Origin of the sequence: Leifsonia sp. Root112D2, assembly GCF_001424905.1 — a bacterium.
GTDB lineage: Bacteria > Actinomycetota > Actinomycetes > Actinomycetales > Microbacteriaceae > Root112D2.
Genome location: NZ_LMCU01000001.1, coordinates 2,173,552 through 2,188,513, shown reverse-complemented (window position 1 = coordinate 2,188,513; position 14,962 = coordinate 2,173,552). Strand labels below are relative to the sequence as shown.

The following is a 14,962-nucleotide window of genomic DNA, read 5'->3' as shown; positions in this document are numbered from 1 at the left end:
TGTTCAGCCGGCGCGGCGGTGGATGGCGTCGGCGAGCGCGGTGGGCGCCTTGGTGGCGCGGCGCCAGGTGGAGCGCGGATCGATCCAGGGCGGTGCCTTGATGTGGGGCACGCCGCGGATCATACGGATCTGCCATCGGGAGGTCTCGATGGTGCGATGGTGGAACCAGCACAGGAGAACACCGTTGTCTGTGTGAGTTTCGCCCTCGCTCGCGGCGGGAGTGACGTGGTGGATCTCGCACCAGCCGGCGGGGATCTGACAGCCGGGAATGAGGCATCCGCCGTCGCGCAGTGTGATTGCCCGGCGCTGCTGTGGGGTGAAGCAGCGCTGCGCGGAACCGAGTTCGATGATGCGCCCGGCGTTGTCGAAAACCACCTGCTGCACGCCGCCGGTGCAGGCGAACTGCTTCACGGCGCGCATGGAGATCGGTACCGGCTCGCCGTCGAGGTGACCTGTGCCATGACCGCTGCGCAGGTCTTCGGCGCGCACGCTGACGAGTAGCGTCGGGGCTTGCCCGCCGATCGTCGGCACCTCACCGCTGCGGGCAACGAAATCGAGCATGGAGGCGAAGACGTCGTGACGTTGCTGGTCGAGAGTGCGAGGATCTTTCTCGGCCTCGATGCCGCGGCGCTCTTCTTCACTCATGAATGCCGGCGCGGTCTTGGGGGCAAGGCCAGTGTCGAGCAGGCGGCGCAACTGCGCCGCAGCCTGACCCATCAGCCCACCGCCGAATGAGGTGATTCCGTCTCGCTCGCGCCCGACCCACAGACCGCGGCGACGCAGCGCCTTCTGCTCGGCCGGTTCTGCCCCGTCTGGATCGAGGAAGGCGTGCCACACCGCCGCCTGCACCCGCACTTCATCGGCGGTGGCCGCGACAGGCGATTCGTCGGATGCGCCGGTCGCGGATGCAACAAGCTCGGTCTCGGCCGTCGCGAGCTCGTCGATGCCGGAACGCCCCAGGGCGGGCGCCAGCACTCGCACGATCGCCGCTGCGGCGTCGACCCCGAGCGAGCCGTCGGCGAGGCCCTCAGAGACCTTCGGGAACCGCGCCGGCATCGACAACCCGACCAGGCTCTGTTGAGCGCGGGTCTCACGCCCCAGCCGCATGCGTTTCTCCGCGGTTGCCGCCGAGACCAGCGTGACACGCTGCAGAAGCTCGTTGGCGTTACGGCAACCCCTTCGGGAGGCAAGACCGGCGCTGCCCAGTTCTTTGCGAGATCGTTCTGCGATCTCCGCCGCGAGAGCAACTCGGCGGGCGTCGATTCGACGGCCCTCCCGCTCGGCCTCGGCGGCCTCACCCAGAAGGGCATCGTCGGTGAGTTGGCCCACGTCTGCTCCGCACCGAAAAGCACCGGCGAGGCCGCGTTCCTCTACGAGTGCGACGGGGTTGTTCATGGCTCAATTATCTCATAATTCGGGGGTCGTAAACAAGGTAAATTCCCAGATCAAAAGGCTTTTTTATGTGGATAACCTGCGGTGGTTCCTGCCTGTGGAGGAGGGGGCACTTCGGCACGTTCAGGTCCGCCTCGTGAGCACTCCACAGGCGACGCTCTGCGGCGATTATTCACAGATTCACCCACCGACGGTCAGCCTGAATTGAACGACCGTACACTCACCGTGATTACACTGTAATTACCATGAAGGCGAAGATCGTGCGGATAGGAAACTCGCAGGGCGTGCGGATACCCCGCGCCTTGCTTGAGAGCGCCAGGCTACGGGGCGACATCGAGATGAGCATTGTCGACGACGGCATTCTTCTCAGTCCGGTCTTCGAACCCGACTCGGGATTGTCGCTGCTCTTCATGAGCCAGAGCGCCCTGAGCGATTGGGAAAAGCCGGAGGAAGATGCGGCATGGGCCGGGTTGCAGTAGGCGATATCGTCACCGTGTCGTTCCCGTATTCAGACGGATCGGGAGTGAAGCGACGCCCTGCGCTCGTTCTCGCCGAGGCGGACGAACGCGATGTTGTTCTGTGCCAGATCACCTCTCGGCGATCTTCCAGCCCGAATCCGGTACCGCTGCGGCGCACCGATCTCGCGTCAGGCGCGTTGCCGATCGACAGCTTCATTCGACCGGAGAAGTTGTTCACGGCCAGCCGCGCATCTCTGGAACACGTGGTCGCCGCGGTCTCCACTGAGGTTCTGTCGGCGGCGCGTAGCACGGCAGCGGCGCTGCTCTCGAGCTAGAGAGCGGCACGGGTGCAGGCTCCCACTCAGGCGGGTCGACATAGGATCGAGCGAGACACCAGCCACATCGAGCGGGAGGGGCGCGATGGCACGCACGACGAAACCCAAGCCGATGATCACGGCATCCGGCGGCACGCCGCAGGGAGGCGCGCTGCCCTCGCGCACGCTGCGCAGCATCGACAAGGCGCTCGCGATCCAGCGACCCGTGGTACTCGCCCACCTGCGCGGCATCAGGCGACGGCATCCGCATGCCACACCCCAGGAGTTGATCCGCATTCTCGAGCGGCGCTACCTGGCGGCCGTCACGACAGGCGGTGCAGCGGTCGGCGTCACCGCCGTCGTTCCGGGGATCGGCACGGGTATCACTCTCGCCCTCTCCGGCGTCGAGACCGCCGGGTTTCTCGAGGCCACCGCGCTGTTCACCCAGTCCGTGAGCGAGGTTCACGGCATCGCCGTCAGCGATCCGGATCGGGCCCGGGCGCTGGTCATGACCATGATGCTCGGCCGTGAAGGCGCCGACCTCGTGCGCAACTGGGCGGGGCAGGCGACGGGCGGAGGCGTCGCCCGCAACCGCTACTGGGGCGAGATCATCACCAGCGGACTCCCCCAGCTCGTGGTCGGGCCACTCGCCGACCGACTCAAGTCGACGTTTCTCAAGCAGTTCGCCCTACGGGGCGGCACCAGCCTCCTCGCCAAGGCGATTCCCTTCGGAGTCGGCGCCGTCATCGGCGGCACCGGCAACCACCTGCTCGGGCGCAAGGTGCTGCAGAGCTCACGCCTCGCCTTCGGTACGCCGCCGTTCGTGATGCCCGAGGCGCTGGCCGATCCGAATGAGGGCCGTGTGTACGTTCTGGGAAGCGTGAACCGCAGTATCGGCACAGTCAATCGCGGCATCGGCAGCGTGAACCGGGGCATCCGCTCTCTCGGCGCATCCGCGGCCAAACCGATCAAGCGGCTGGGCAAGCGCGGCGACGACACAGACCGCCGCCCCTAAACAACCGGCGGACGCCCCGCGGCCGTCATGCGCCACACGGTGCGCCACCGCATCGGACGCCGCTGCCCCGGATCTGTGCGCCACCCCTCACGCCAGCCCCCGAACCACGCCTTCAGCGCCGCCGGTCGCCGCGCCCAGCGCAGCAACTGCACACCCGTCCACGACCCGACATACAACGGCACCAGCACCGCGGGCAGGTTGCGACGCGCCAGCCACACCCGATTGCGCGCATTCAACCGGTAGTAATACGCGTGCCGGGTCGGCTCGATGGCCGGATGATTCGCCACGAGATCGCCTGCGTACCAGGCGATGCGCCCCTGGTCCCACACACGCCACGCGAGCTCAATGCCCTCATGCGCGTAGAAGAACGGATCGGCCCAGCCCCCGGTCGCATCGAACACGGTGCGGGGCAGCAGCACTGCACCCTCCCAGCAGGAGAACACGGCACCGGACTCGGTAGCCTCGCCCTTGCGGATGCGCGGCACCCAGCGCCGCGGCGAGGTGACGCCGCTCGGGTCGACGACGCGCGGCTGCAGCAGTCCGATGCGCGGATCCGCCTGAAGCGTCGCAATGGCGTCGGCCAGGAAGGACGGCTCCGGCACGCTCGCGTCGTCGTCGAGGAAGAAGATATACGCGCCCTCAACGTGCGCGACACCGCGATTGCGCCCCGCGGGAATTCCGAGGTTCTCCTGCAGGTACAACGTCTTCACACCGGCCGGCAGCGCGGGATCAGCGCTCGCCGGGTCCCAGCCGTTGCCGACCACCACCACGTCGACACTCACCCCCTGCTGGGCGAGCACGCTGCGGATGCCGCGGGAGAGATCATCCGCCCGCTTGCCCTGGGTGAGCACCACCACGCCCACAGTGGGCGCGGTGAGGGCTGCGGGAAGGTCAGGAGCGGACACGCTTCGAGGCCATGATTGCGACGAAGTGGCCGATCAGCGCGAGCAGCGCGAGCGGAACAAGCACCGAGACGAGAATGCGGTTCGCCAGCTCATTGCCGATGAAGAGACCCACCACGGCGAACGCAAACGCGATCATCGTGAGTTCGACCGAGTGGTAAAGCCGGTGGAACGGCACGAAGTGAGCGATGCGACGCAGCCGGGCTACGGCGCCATGCGTTGGGGTCGACTCTCCATGCGTGTCCGCCAGCTTGGTGAGCCCCGCATTCGCCCGTGCAACGTGCACCATGTCGTTGAGCGCCTTGTTGAGCACGATGAAGAGGGCGAGGGCGAATCCGAGCGTTGTCCACAGAAAATCGGCCGGTGTCTCGAACGGGTACGCGGCGGCCCGAATGCCCAGGGCAATCGGAATGAGCGCCTCGGTGGAATAGTGGCCCACCTTGTCGAGAAAGACACCGGCCGGTGACGAGGTGTGACGCCAGCGGGCGACCTCGCCGTCGCAGCAGTCCACCAGCATCTGCAGCTGGCCGAGCACGAGCGCGACGAGCGCCCCCCAGATTCCAGGAATGAGGAGGGCAGCGGCCGTGGACCAGCCGACGAGAATCATCAGGCCGGTGACACCGTTGGCGGAAATGCGCGTCTTGAGAAGCATCCAGGTGATGTACGGCGACAGCCTGCGCAGATACAGTGACGCTGTCCAGTGCTCGGCGTTGCGGCGGCCGCGCACCTCGGGCGGCTGGGCCACCGCTTTGAGCTCGGCAATGGAGACGGGCCTGGTGTTGTTCGGCCCCTCAGCCGAGCCACCGGGCCGGTGCGTCAGCGGAGGTTCTTGCGACATTGCTACCTTCCGACGTGCTCGGTGATGTTGCGCGTGAGCGCGAGGAAGCCGAGCACGAAGCCGATCCCCCAACAAAAGTGGATGCAGGGCAAGACTATGAGAAACCAGAGCCAGGCGCGCGCACCCTCCGCGCGTGCCACAACGATTGCCGACACGATCACGATCACGAGATAGATCGCGGGAATCGCGAAGCCGACGAGCAGCCACGGTGCCGCCCCAACCGCCGCCTGCACCACACCGACGAGGCCGAGCAGAAAGCCGAGCGCTACCCCCAGCACCATCACGGGTGGCGCGAAATAGCGGATGCCGTTGGCGGCGGGAAAGCGCCGGGCAAGCTCGCCCCGCCAGATGCCCGTCGAGAAGAACTGCCGCGCCAGCTTGCCCAGATTCGGGCGCGGCCGATAGGTGACCTTCAGCCGGGGCGTGAACCACACGGTTCCCCCGCGCGCCCGGATGCGACGGTTGAGTTCCCAGTCCTGCCCCCGTTTGATGTCCTCGTTGAAGAGTCCGGCATCCAGCAGGCTCTCGCGACGGAAAACACCGAGGTACACGGTCTCGGCAGGCCCTTCGGAGCCGCCGAGGTGCAGCGGGGTGCCGCCGAGGCCGATGCGACTGCCGTAGGCGCGAGCGACGGCGCGCTCGAACGGGGTGATGCCCTGGGCATCCATGATGCCGCCCACGTTGTCGGCACCGGTGGCGAGAATCGTCTCGACGGCGATGCGCGTGTAGTCAGAGGGCAGTTCCGAATGCGCGTCGACACGGATGACGACGGGGTAGCTCGAGGCGCGGATGGCGATGTTGAGTCCGGATGGAGTCGAACCGATCTCGTTCTGCACGACGCTGATGCGAGGGTCGGCCGCGGAGAGTTGCGCGACGAGTTCGGTGGTGCCGTCGATGCTCGGCCCCAGGGCGAGCGTGACCTCGATGGGTCCCTCGTAATCCTGGGCGAGGAGGCTGTCAACTGCGGCGCGAACGTGGGCCACCTCGTTGAGCACGGGCATGACGTATGAGACACCGGGCAGGGTGTTCTCAGGGGTGTCGTGCGCCATCGTTTCCCGTCGTCATGAGGTCGCTCGAGCTTACCAGCCGGTCACTCGCGCAGGCCGGAACGACGGCAATGGCCGCTCACGCAGGGGGATGCGCGAGCGGCCATTGGGGTGGCTCCGTGAGTCAGCTGGCGAGGGTGCCCAGCGTGACGCTCACGGTGTAATTCTTGCCGTTCCTGACGTACGTCAGATCGGCCTTGCTGCCGCCGGCGAGGTAACGCACCTGGGCGGTGAGGTCGGTGGCACTCGTGATGGGCAGTCCATTGAAGTTGGTGACGATGTCGCCGGACTTGAGCCCCGCGTTCGCCGCGGCACCGCCGCTGGAGATCGAGTGCAGAAGCGCACCGACCGTTGAGGTGGAACTGTCGGCCGTGGCATCCTGCACCGTGGCACCGAGCAGACCGTGGCTGCCCTTGTGGTTCCTGATCAGCTCGTTGGCAACGCGCTGCGCAAGGTTCGACGGAATGGCGAAGCCGACGCCGATGCTACCCGACTGCTGGCCGGAACTGCTTGAGCCGCTCGCCCCGGCAATGGCGACGTTGACGCCTATCACCTCGCCCTGGTCATTGAGCAGGGCGCCGCCGGAGTTGCCGGGGTTGATGGCCGCATCCGTCTGAACGACAGGAAGCGAGATGGGGGTAGCAGTGCTGTTGTTCGGCGTCTGGCTGCTGCCACCACCGTTGCCCTGACCGAAATCGAAGTTCCACAGATCGCCCGGAGTCTGGCTGTTGCCCCCACCGTCTTGCGCGCTGCCACTCGGAGCTGCCGAGGAGGCGATGCTGATGCTGCGGTTGAGGGCGCTGACGATTCCGTCGGTGACGGTGCCGGACAGGCCGAGGGGCGCGCCTATAGCAACTGCGGTGTCTCCGACATTCAGCTTGCTCGAATCGGCGAAGGTGGCCGGCGTCATGTTGCTGGCGCCTTCGAGCTTGATGACGGCGACGTCGACGATCGGGTCGGTGCCGACAACCTTGGCGGTGTAGAGCTTGCCATTGTTGTCTTGTACGTGAATCTTGCCGTTGGCCTCGTGGCCGTCGAGCGTAACGACGTGGGTGTTGGTGAGCACGTAGCCGTCTTTGCTCAGCACGATGCCTGAGCCTGTTCCGCTCTCACTCGTTCCGGTTACGGAAATGGTGACCACGCTGGGCGATGCTTTCGCGGCGACGGCGGTCACGACCGTGGCGCTCTTCGTGTTGTTGACGGTGATATTGGAGGGACCCGTGGAAGTGAGGGTCGTGCCGGAGTTGCCCTGGGTGGCGGCGAAAACGCCCGCACCGATTCCTCCGCCCGCTGCACCGCCGATGAGGGCGCCGACGGCGAGCGAGGCGATGATGAGGCCGGTGCTGTGCTTTCTGGCCACCTTCTCCTTATCGGCCGGGGCTGCCGGCTGCTGCGCCACGTAGGGCTGCTGGCCCGCATATGGCTGTTCGCCTGCGTGGGTCTGCGGCGCGGCATACGGCGCAACATTCGGGTTGGTGTTCGAAGCGGATGCGACGGGCTGGCCGAATGCGCCGGTGCCGTACTCCGCGCTCGGAGTCGTGGGCTGCGGCACTGTCGGCTGAGTGGTGGAGTCTGCGGCTGCGGTCTCAGAAGCGGGTGTCTCTGCCGGGGCTTCCGCAGCGGATGCAGCCGGTGCGTTCTCCTGGACCGACGACGTCAGTTCGGTCTCGGGCTGCTCTGCGGCGGGCTCGGGTGCGTTTGCTGATTCGTTCGGGGTGTCGGTCATCGTGATGCTCCTTCCAAGCACTCAAAGCATCCGCCTCGAAGCTGAACATTCTATTTGTGCGTGCTGTGAGCAACCCACCGGCTTGCAATGAGGTTCGTTATCGGCCGAGCGCCCGTGTGCGTCTGCGGTCGTTCAGCAGCCGGGACCGTGCGGATTCGCCGCACAATCGTGGTTCACGAGCACGGTCTTGGCCTCTCCCACAACGACATCAAGAACACCGGATGAGGCCGCCACCGTGCCGATGACCTGTCGCCAGCCTTGCCCGGCGTAACGATATTCGGCGCCATAGTTTACGGTGAGCCGAACGGGATAGACGCCGCTCCTGGTGAAAACATGACTCGTGTCGGTGGCCGAGAACTCCGGTACTCCGAGGGCACGCCAGGTGGCGCCGGAGGCGCTGGTCGTGCGGGAGCCGCCATCACCGTAGTTCCAGGTGTAGCTCAGCGCTGTGAAGCGCACGCTCGCCTGGTAGCCGAGCAACATGCCACTCTGCATGTCACCGACCGCTCGCGCTACGAAATTGGTCGGAAGCCCGACGACTCCCCAGCCGTTGGGCTCCATCGAGATGGTCGGGGTGGCGGGGGCGAAGCTGACGAGGTCACTAGCCGAAACCGAGAACGCCGGATCGCACGGGCTCTTCGGCACACACCAGGCGCTGATCGGGTCACGGATGATCGGGGGCATGACGGAGCCGTCCTCCGGCTCCACGACGCCGCCGGGCAAGACGGCGTCGTTCGAGCTCGAGTCGTCAGCCGAGTCGGACGCCGTCCTCTTCGGTGCGCTGCTGTCCGTCGCGGGACGCTCGGCCCGAACGTCAACGCTTCTACCATTGGTAGATGCGCCGGCAATCGGGCAGCCGCCTGTAGCTTGAGAGAGATCTGAACAAGGTGCTGCTGCAAACGCCGGGGTCAAAGCAGAGAAACCAATTGAAAGACCGAGCAGGCCAAATCCAATTCTGAGCGTCACTTCCCTTAACCGCATAGATTTTTTCCTTCCCATACTGCACGGGACGAAATCAACAACGAACTAGCAGATTTTGAGGAAGCGGTGACCAAAAACGGCGTACGTGGGTTTCTACTTGGCGACACGAGCGAAGCCCCAGAGTCGTCCAAGACATCGACTTTCGATACGTCGTCACAAACGTAGAACGTGACCGCTTCAGACTGAATCGACTGAAGTTGGAGGCTGTCAAAGCTTCTCAGTCCTTGGCTGTGTGCTTTCGCGTCTCTATATTCGGCGAAGCCTTTCAACGATTCAGATAATGCAGCGGCCATTGCAACTGCCTTGATGCGCTCGGGGTGGGCTCCGCCGTCGTGCGCTATCGTGTCGGACATCTTCAGGTAGGCGGCGTATGCCTTGGTGGCGGCCGCGAGCGCCTCATCGTCTGTGGCGAAGAGCGGGGTGGCCTCGGGAGTCGGAGTGGAGGTGTGGGTCGCGGCCGGCACGCATCCGCTCAGCATCGCCAGCGCGAGCAGAGCCGTCACGCCCAGGGCAGCGGGCTTCCACCGAGTCACTGTGCGCATCCCCATACGTTAGGGCAACCGCACCATTCGGCGCAGGAGTTATCCACAGCGCGCTCGCAAACGCGTCCGCGGGTCAACATGGCCCAAGGTCTCTGCGCGCGCGGGTCGACGCGACGTAGAGCCGATTTGCGTCGCCGTCGCTTGTCGTGAGCGAGACGTCGTACGCCGTGTGGTCCAGGCGGGTGGCCGGCGTCTCGTCGTCATCCGCCGCACCGAGCACGCGCGTGTGCGACAGATCGAGACAGAGCCGAACGACGACGAATGCCTCGCCTGCATTCTTTTCCGCATAGTCGATCAGGAGATTGCGGGTGATGGCGGTAAGGCCCGTGGTCTTCAGATGGTCATTGCGCATTTTCTCGAAAGCCAGGTTCAGATTCGAACGATAGTTCGGAGTCACATAGGGATACACGCGATCGGGGCGCATGCCACCATCCATGGTCACCGCATCGAGGGCCGCGTAGTACTTCGGCAGCAACTCCATGGCGGCTTCCTGCGCCTTCTGATCGGACTCGAAATGACGCAGCGGGGCCACCGAGGCGGTCGGCCGCAGGGCCGTGAGCACGCCGCATCCAACGAGGCTCGTGGAGACGAGAAAGGCGAGCAGACAAGCGACGAGCGTTCGCGTTGGGGTCGTGAGCATGCGGCCACGTTACGAGCCGTCGTACCGGGCACGACCGGGAAGCGGCGGATCTGTGGAGAACGCCGCCCGCGCATCCGCTGTGCAGGAGATGACGTAGTTTGGTCGCAGGATGGATACAGAACAAGGGAGTGCCGTGGCCGTCACCGGAGCATGGCAGCGCGCCGCGCGCGGCGCCGGGCTGCTCGACGCCGACGGCACGGTCGCCGCCACGATCTTCGCCGAGATGAGCGCCCTCGCCACGCGCACCGGCGCCATCAATCTGGGCCAGGGATTTCCCGATCAGGATGGCCCGCCCGAGGTTCTCGAGGCAGCGATCGCCGCCATTCGCGAGGGCGTCAACCAGTACCCGCCGGGCCGCGGCATGCTCGATCTGCGTGAGGCGATCGCCGAGCACCAGCAGCGCTTCTATGGCCTGCACGTTGACCCCGAACGCGAGGTGCTCGTCACCGCCGGCGCGACAGAAGCACTCGCGGCCACGCTGCTCGCCCTGATCGAACCCGGCGACGAGGTGGTCACGCTGGAGCCGTTCTACGACGCGTACGGCGCCCTGATCGCGCTCGCGGATGCCGTGCACCGCACCGTGCCGCTGCGCGCGCCGCACTTTCAGCCCGATCTCGACGAACTGCGGCACGCCGTCACCGACCGCACCCGCATCATCCTGCTGAACACACCGCACAACCCCACCGGGGCGATGCTGCCGCGTGAGACCCTCGAACTCATCGTGGCGCTTGCCCACGAGCACGACGCCATCATCGTGACCGACGAGGTGTACGAGCACCTCACCTTCGGAGAAGCGCACATCCCCATCGCGACGCTGCCGGGCGCCCGTGAGCGCACCGTGACGATCTCGTCGGGCGGCAAGACCTTCAGCACGACAGGCTGGAAGATCGGATGGCTGAGCGCGCCGCCCGCGCTGGTTCAGGCGATTCTCGCGGTCAAGCAGTTTCTCACCTACGTGAACGGGGCGCCGTTTCAGCCGGCCATGGCAGCGGGCCTGCGCCTTCCGGACGCCGCGTTCACCGGCATCGCCGACGAGCTTCGCTCCAAACGAGACCTGCTGCACGCGGGCCTCACGGCCGCCGGATTCACCGTGTCACAGCCGCAGGGAACCTACTTCATCGTGGCGGATGCCGCCCCGCTCGGCTTCGAGGACGCCGTCGACTTCTGCAGGCGCCTGCCCGAGCTCGCCGGGGTCGTGGCCGTGCCGATCACCGCTTTCGTGGGCGAGACCCATCGGGCGCAATACGCCTCGCTCGTGCGGTTCGCGTTCTGCAAGCGACACGAGGTGCTTGAGCGCGCGGCCGCGCAGTTGGCGGGGATTGGGCGATAACGCGCTTCGGCAGGCTCAGGAACCGAGGTTTCGAGACGGTCGCTTCGCGACCTCCTCAACCACCGCCAGGCTCAGCGCGGGAGCACGCGGTAGCGGCGTAGGGCCAGGCTCGGATTGACGCGACGCACCGCCGCAAGGCGCTCGGCGGAGATCCACGCGAGAGCGACGCCGGTCTTCTCCCCCAGCGTCGCCAACTCAACCCCCATCGGGTCGATGATCATGCTGGCGCCCACTCCGGTCGGCGGCACGTGGTCGGCGGCGACCACATACACCGTGTTCTCGAGGGCGCGGGCGGTGAGCAGGGTGCGCCAGTGCGCCTCTTTGAGCGGGCCGCGCACCCACTCGGCCGGCACGAGCACCAGCTCGGCGCCGGCATCCGCAATGCGTCTCGTGACCTCGGGAAAGCGGATGTCGTAACACGTCTGCATGCCCACCCGCACTCCCCCGACGTCGAAGGTCTCGGGTTCGTCGAGATCGCCTGCGGCCAGCCACCGCGATTCGGATGCCCCGAACGCGTCATACAGGTGCTGCTTGCGATAGCGGGCCACGAGTTCGCCGCGCGGCGAGAGCGCGACGATGGTGTTGTGTACGTGAGTGGCGTCATCCGCCCGTTCGATGAGACCGGCGACGATGTGAACGCCCAGTTCGCTTGCGAGCGCGCCCACCGCCCGCACGAATGGACCGTCGAGGCTCTCGGCGGCCCGCACGAAATCGGGGCCGAGCGGCTCGGTGAAGTGCGAGGAGTACTCGGGAAAGACGACGAGTCGGGCGCCGCGGTCGACGGCCGTCAGCGCAAGAGCCCGCATCGCCTCCAGGTTCGCGGCGGTATCGGCGCCGGGAGCGAATTGCGCGACGGCAACACCCAGCTCAGGCGGCGACTGCACGTCACTCGTGGCGTTGTCCATGGTCTCCATCATGCCGTGCAGGGCCCGAATGCACGAGAGAGCCCGTTCGCGGCTGACGTCGTCGAGAGTGTCCCTCGTGCCGAGATCAGCCGGTGGAACTCTCACTTTCGGCGCGAAGTGTCACCCTCGGCGACCGCCCGGTCGAACGGTCGCGAGCCCTGTGCTAAAGTTGATTCTTGTGCCGCGGGGTGGAGCAGTTCGGTAGCTCGCTGGGCTCATAACCCAGAGGTCGTAGGTTCAAATCCTGCCCCCGCAACCAATTGTTAAAGCGTGAGAAGGCCCGGATTCCATGAGGAATCCGGGCCTTTCGCGTTGCCGCCTGTATTACTTGGCCGGGGGCATCAGCACGCTGTCGATCAGGTAGACCGTCGCGTTGGCCGTGTGCACGCCGCCGCAGATGACCTTGGCGTCGTTGACCATCATGTTGTCGCCGCTGCCGGTGACCTTCACCGTGCCGCCTTCGACGGTGGTCTGCGTGCCGTCGAGCTTGTCGGGCGAGATCTGACCGGGGATCACGTGATAGGTCAGGATGCTCGACAGCGTCGCGGCGCCGGCCGGCGTCTTCAGCGTGTCGATCGTGGCGGCAGGAATCTTGCCGAAGGCGTCGTCAACGGGAGCGAAAACCGTGAACTGGCTGCCGTCGAGCGTGTCGACCAGGTTGACCTTCGGGTTCAACTTGCCCGAGACCGCCGCGACGAGCGTGGTCAAAAGCGGGTTGTTGGATGCCGCTACCGCGACCGGATCGGTCGACATGCCCACGACCGAACCGGGGCCCGACGGCACCTGCTTGGCGTAGGCGGCGCATCCGGGGCCCACCAGGTCGGCTGCGGGGTCGGCCGTGGTCGCCTGGCTGGTCTTGGGCGAACTGGCCTTCGGCGCCTGGGAGGTGTCGGCACTGCTGCCGGATGAACAGGCCGCGAGGCCGAAGACCGCAACGGCGGAAATGGCCAGAACGGCAAGTGAATTGCGTTTGGTGACTCGCATGAAATTCTCCTTCGATTCCCTGGCCTCATCGACCAGGCGGCCCACCTGCTGTGCGCCCTTCATCGATGCATTCGTCAGGCCTCGGCGAATCGGATTGGACGCAGGCTGAATCAATCCGCGCGCCGTGGCGCCTCCGAACCATCAGCACACCTAAGCCCTTGGAGGCCCCGCCATGTACGTCACCCTTGCTCTCATCGGATTTCTCGGAGGGTTGATCACGGGGATCTCGCCGTGCATCCTTCCTGTGCTGCCGGTGATCTTCTTCTCGGGAGGCGTCGAAGGAGCGCGCGACCAGGGCGCCCCCGTCTCCCGCTGGCGCCCCTACCAGGTGATCCTCGGCCTCATCGTGAGCTTCAGCCTCTTCACCCTGCTGGGCTCGCTCCTGCTCACGCTGCTGCATCTGCCGCAGGACGTGCTGCGCTACGCCGGCATCGTGGTGCTGGTGCTGATAGGCATCGGGCTGATCGTGCCCCGCTTCGAGGCGATTCTGGAGAAGCCGTTCTCCTGGATTCCTCAGAAGAACGTGGGAACGAACAAGGGCGGCTTCGTGCTCGGCATCGCCCTGGGCGCCGTCTACGTGCCCTGCGCAGGGCCGGTGCTCGCGGCGATCACCGTGGCGGGTTCCACCGGCAAGATCGGCGTGGAGACTGTTGTGCTCACCGTCACCTTCGCCCTCGGTGCGGCCATTCCGTTGCTGATCTTCGCGCTGGCGGGGCGCCGGGTGGCCGAACGGGTGAAGTCGTTCAGAAAGCACCAGAGGGGCATCCGGATGACCGGCGGCATTCTCATGATGGCGCTGGCCGTCGGCCTCGCCTTCAACCTGCCGCAGCTGCTGCAGCGACTGGTGCCCGACTACACAAGCGCGCTGCAGGATCAGTTCTCAAGTTCGGATCAGGTGAGCAAGGCGCTCAACCTGGGCGGTCTGGTGAACGACCAGAACAAGAATCTGTCGAAGTGCACGAACAACGCCTCGATGCTCGAGTCGTGCGGTACCGCACCCGACATCACGGGCATTCAGGAGTGGTTCAACACACCCGGCAACAGGCCAATCGACCTCGCACAGGAGAAGGGCAAGGTCGTCCTTGTCGATTTCTGGGCATACTCGTGCATCAATTGCCAGCGCTCGGTGCCCCACGTGGTCGCCTGGAACGCCGCCTACAAGAAGGCCGGGCTCGAGGTGATTGGCGTGCACGCACCCGAGTATGCCTTCGAGAAGAACGTGAACAACGTGAAGGCGGGAGCACAGGACCTCGGCATCACCTACCCTGTGGCCATCGACAACAACCTGTCGACCTGGGTCAACTACCGCAATCGCTACTGGCCCGCGCACTACCTGATCGATGCGAAGGGCGTCGTGCGCAATGTGCAGTTCGGAGAGGGCGACTACGCCTCGACCGAGAAGCTCATCCGGCAGCTGCTGACCCAGGCCAACCCGGATGTCACGCTGCCGCCGAGCACCGAGGTCGCTGACAGCACCCCCGTCTCGGGAAGCACGACCCCAGAGACGTTCCTCGGCTATACCAAGCAGCAGAATTTCGCCGGCTCCGAGAAGTACTCGCCCAGTAGCGAGAAGTTCAGCTTTCCCTCGAAGCTCGCCGCCAACAGCTTCGCGCTGGATGGGGCATTCACGCTGCAGGCCCAGGAGATCACCTCCGCGGGCGACAACGCGCGCATCCGCCTGAACTACACCGCCCGTGAGGTGCGCATGGTGCTCGGAGGCACCGGCACGCTCAGCTACACGGCAAACGGCACAAAGCACACGCTGAAGGTGAGCGGCACGCCGAAGTCGTATCGACTGCTGAAAACGGATGCGAGCGCGAGCGGCACCCTGAATCTGTCGCTCGGCGCCGGCATCCAGGCGTATTCCTTCACGTTCGGATAGCCAGCCG

16 protein-coding genes and 1 tRNA gene are annotated in these 14,962 nt (G+C 65.8%); 7 read left to right on the top strand and 10 right to left on the bottom strand.

Annotation, left to right across the window (positions count from 1 at the left end):
- Positions 1-3: 3 nt before the first annotated feature.
- Positions 4-1,395, bottom strand: a complete 1,392-nt coding sequence (locus tag ASC63_RS10175; protein ID WP_055812701.1) for an HNH endonuclease signature motif containing protein — start codon at positions 1,393-1,395, stop codon at positions 4-6.
- 242 nt (positions 1,396-1,637) lie between these two features.
- Here ASC63_RS10175 and ASC63_RS10170 point away from each other — a divergent pair, with 242 nt between their 5' ends.
- The 3 genes from ASC63_RS10170 to ASC63_RS10160 all read left to right on the top strand — a co-directional run bounded on the left by ASC63_RS10170 (position 1,638) and on the right by ASC63_RS10160 (position 3,179).
- Positions 1,638-1,871 (top strand): AbrB/MazE/SpoVT family DNA-binding domain-containing protein, encoded by a 234-nt coding sequence (locus tag ASC63_RS10170; protein WP_055812699.1) that lies wholly within the window; start codon positions 1,638-1,640, stop codon positions 1,869-1,871.
- On the top strand, positions 1,853-2,185 hold the full coding sequence (locus ASC63_RS10165; protein WP_055812695.1) for a type II toxin-antitoxin system PemK/MazF family toxin: 333 nt from the start codon (positions 1,853-1,855) through the stop codon (positions 2,183-2,185). Before ASC63_RS10170 ends, ASC63_RS10165 begins: the two co-directional genes overlap by 19 nt.
- Before the next feature lie 85 nt (positions 2,186-2,270).
- Positions 2,271-3,179 (top strand): hypothetical protein, encoded by a 909-nt coding sequence (locus ASC63_RS10160; protein ID WP_055812692.1) that lies wholly within the window; start codon positions 2,271-2,273, stop codon positions 3,177-3,179.
- Here the strand turns inward: ASC63_RS10160 and ASC63_RS10155 are convergent.
- The 5 genes from ASC63_RS10155 to ASC63_RS10135 form a co-directional block, all read right to left on the bottom strand.
- Positions 3,176-4,084 (bottom strand): glycosyltransferase family 2 protein, encoded by a 909-nt coding sequence (locus ASC63_RS10155; protein WP_055812689.1) that lies wholly within the window; start codon positions 4,082-4,084, stop codon positions 3,176-3,178. The genes ASC63_RS10160 and ASC63_RS10155 overlap by 4 nt on opposite strands.
- A complete protein-coding gene (locus ASC63_RS10150) occupies positions 4,071-4,919 on the bottom strand; it encodes a CDP-alcohol phosphatidyltransferase family protein (RefSeq protein ID WP_055812686.1) in 849 nt (282 codons plus the stop codon). The genes ASC63_RS10155 and ASC63_RS10150 overlap by 14 nt, the downstream gene beginning before the upstream one ends.
- A gap of 2 nt (positions 4,920-4,921) precedes the next feature.
- The gene (locus ASC63_RS10145) at positions 4,922-5,968 is read right to left on the bottom strand and encodes a glycosyltransferase family 2 protein (RefSeq protein ID WP_055812683.1); all 1,047 of its coding nucleotides are present in this window, start codon (positions 5,966-5,968) and stop codon (positions 4,922-4,924) included.
- A gap of 121 nt (positions 5,969-6,089) precedes the next feature.
- Complete coding sequence (locus tag ASC63_RS10140; protein ID WP_055812680.1) at positions 6,090-7,691, bottom strand: S1C family serine protease; 1,602 nt, start codon at positions 7,689-7,691, stop codon at positions 6,090-6,092.
- A 132-nt stretch (positions 7,692-7,823) separates the two neighbouring features.
- Positions 7,824-8,375 (bottom strand): PKD domain-containing protein, encoded by a 552-nt coding sequence (locus ASC63_RS10135; RefSeq protein ID WP_157487653.1) that lies wholly within the window; start codon positions 8,373-8,375, stop codon positions 7,824-7,826.
- Here ASC63_RS10135 and ASC63_RS16315 point away from each other — a divergent pair.
- Positions 8,374-8,562: a hypothetical protein gene (locus ASC63_RS16315; RefSeq protein ID WP_157487652.1), complete on the top strand. Its 189-nt coding sequence runs from the start codon at positions 8,374-8,376 to the stop codon at positions 8,560-8,562. The genes ASC63_RS10135 and ASC63_RS16315 overlap by 2 nt on opposite strands.
- Before the next feature lie 100 nt (positions 8,563-8,662).
- On the opposite strand, the gene ASC63_RS10130 is transcribed toward ASC63_RS16315, so the two are convergent.
- Complete coding sequence (locus tag ASC63_RS10130) at positions 8,663-9,214, bottom strand: hypothetical protein (protein WP_157487651.1); 552 nt, start codon at positions 9,212-9,214, stop codon at positions 8,663-8,665.
- A 73-nt stretch (positions 9,215-9,287) separates the two neighbouring features.
- Positions 9,288-9,854, bottom strand: coding sequence for a hypothetical protein (locus tag ASC63_RS10125; RefSeq protein ID WP_055812672.1), 567 nt, complete (start codon positions 9,852-9,854; stop codon positions 9,288-9,290).
- Positions 9,855-9,987: 133 nt separating this feature from the next.
- Between ASC63_RS10125 and ASC63_RS10120 the strand changes: the two genes are divergently transcribed.
- Positions 9,988-11,184, top strand: a complete 1,197-nt coding sequence (locus tag ASC63_RS10120; protein WP_055812669.1) for a pyridoxal phosphate-dependent aminotransferase — start codon at positions 9,988-9,990, stop codon at positions 11,182-11,184.
- 71 nt (positions 11,185-11,255) lie between these two features.
- On the opposite strand, the gene ASC63_RS10115 is transcribed toward ASC63_RS10120, so the two are convergent.
- Positions 11,256-12,089: a carbon-nitrogen hydrolase family protein gene (locus tag ASC63_RS10115; RefSeq protein WP_157487714.1), complete on the bottom strand. Its 834-nt coding sequence runs from the start codon at positions 12,087-12,089 to the stop codon at positions 11,256-11,258.
- A gap of 182 nt (positions 12,090-12,271) precedes the next feature.
- On the opposite strand from ASC63_RS10115, the gene ASC63_RS10110 reads away from it, so the two are divergent.
- A tRNA-Met gene (locus ASC63_RS10110) sits at positions 12,272-12,348 on the top strand.
- A gap of 65 nt (positions 12,349-12,413) precedes the next feature.
- Here ASC63_RS10110 and ASC63_RS10105 read toward each other — a convergent pair.
- Positions 12,414-13,073: a fasciclin domain-containing protein gene (locus ASC63_RS10105; protein WP_055815323.1), complete on the bottom strand. Its 660-nt coding sequence runs from the start codon at positions 13,071-13,073 to the stop codon at positions 12,414-12,416.
- Positions 13,074-13,245: 172 nt separating this feature from the next.
- Here ASC63_RS10105 and ASC63_RS10100 point away from each other — a divergent pair, with 172 nt between their 5' ends.
- On the top strand, positions 13,246-14,955 hold the full coding sequence (locus tag ASC63_RS10100) for a cytochrome c biogenesis protein DipZ (protein ID WP_055812665.1): 1,710 nt from the start codon (positions 13,246-13,248) through the stop codon (positions 14,953-14,955).
- Positions 14,956-14,962: the final 7 nt, after the last annotated feature.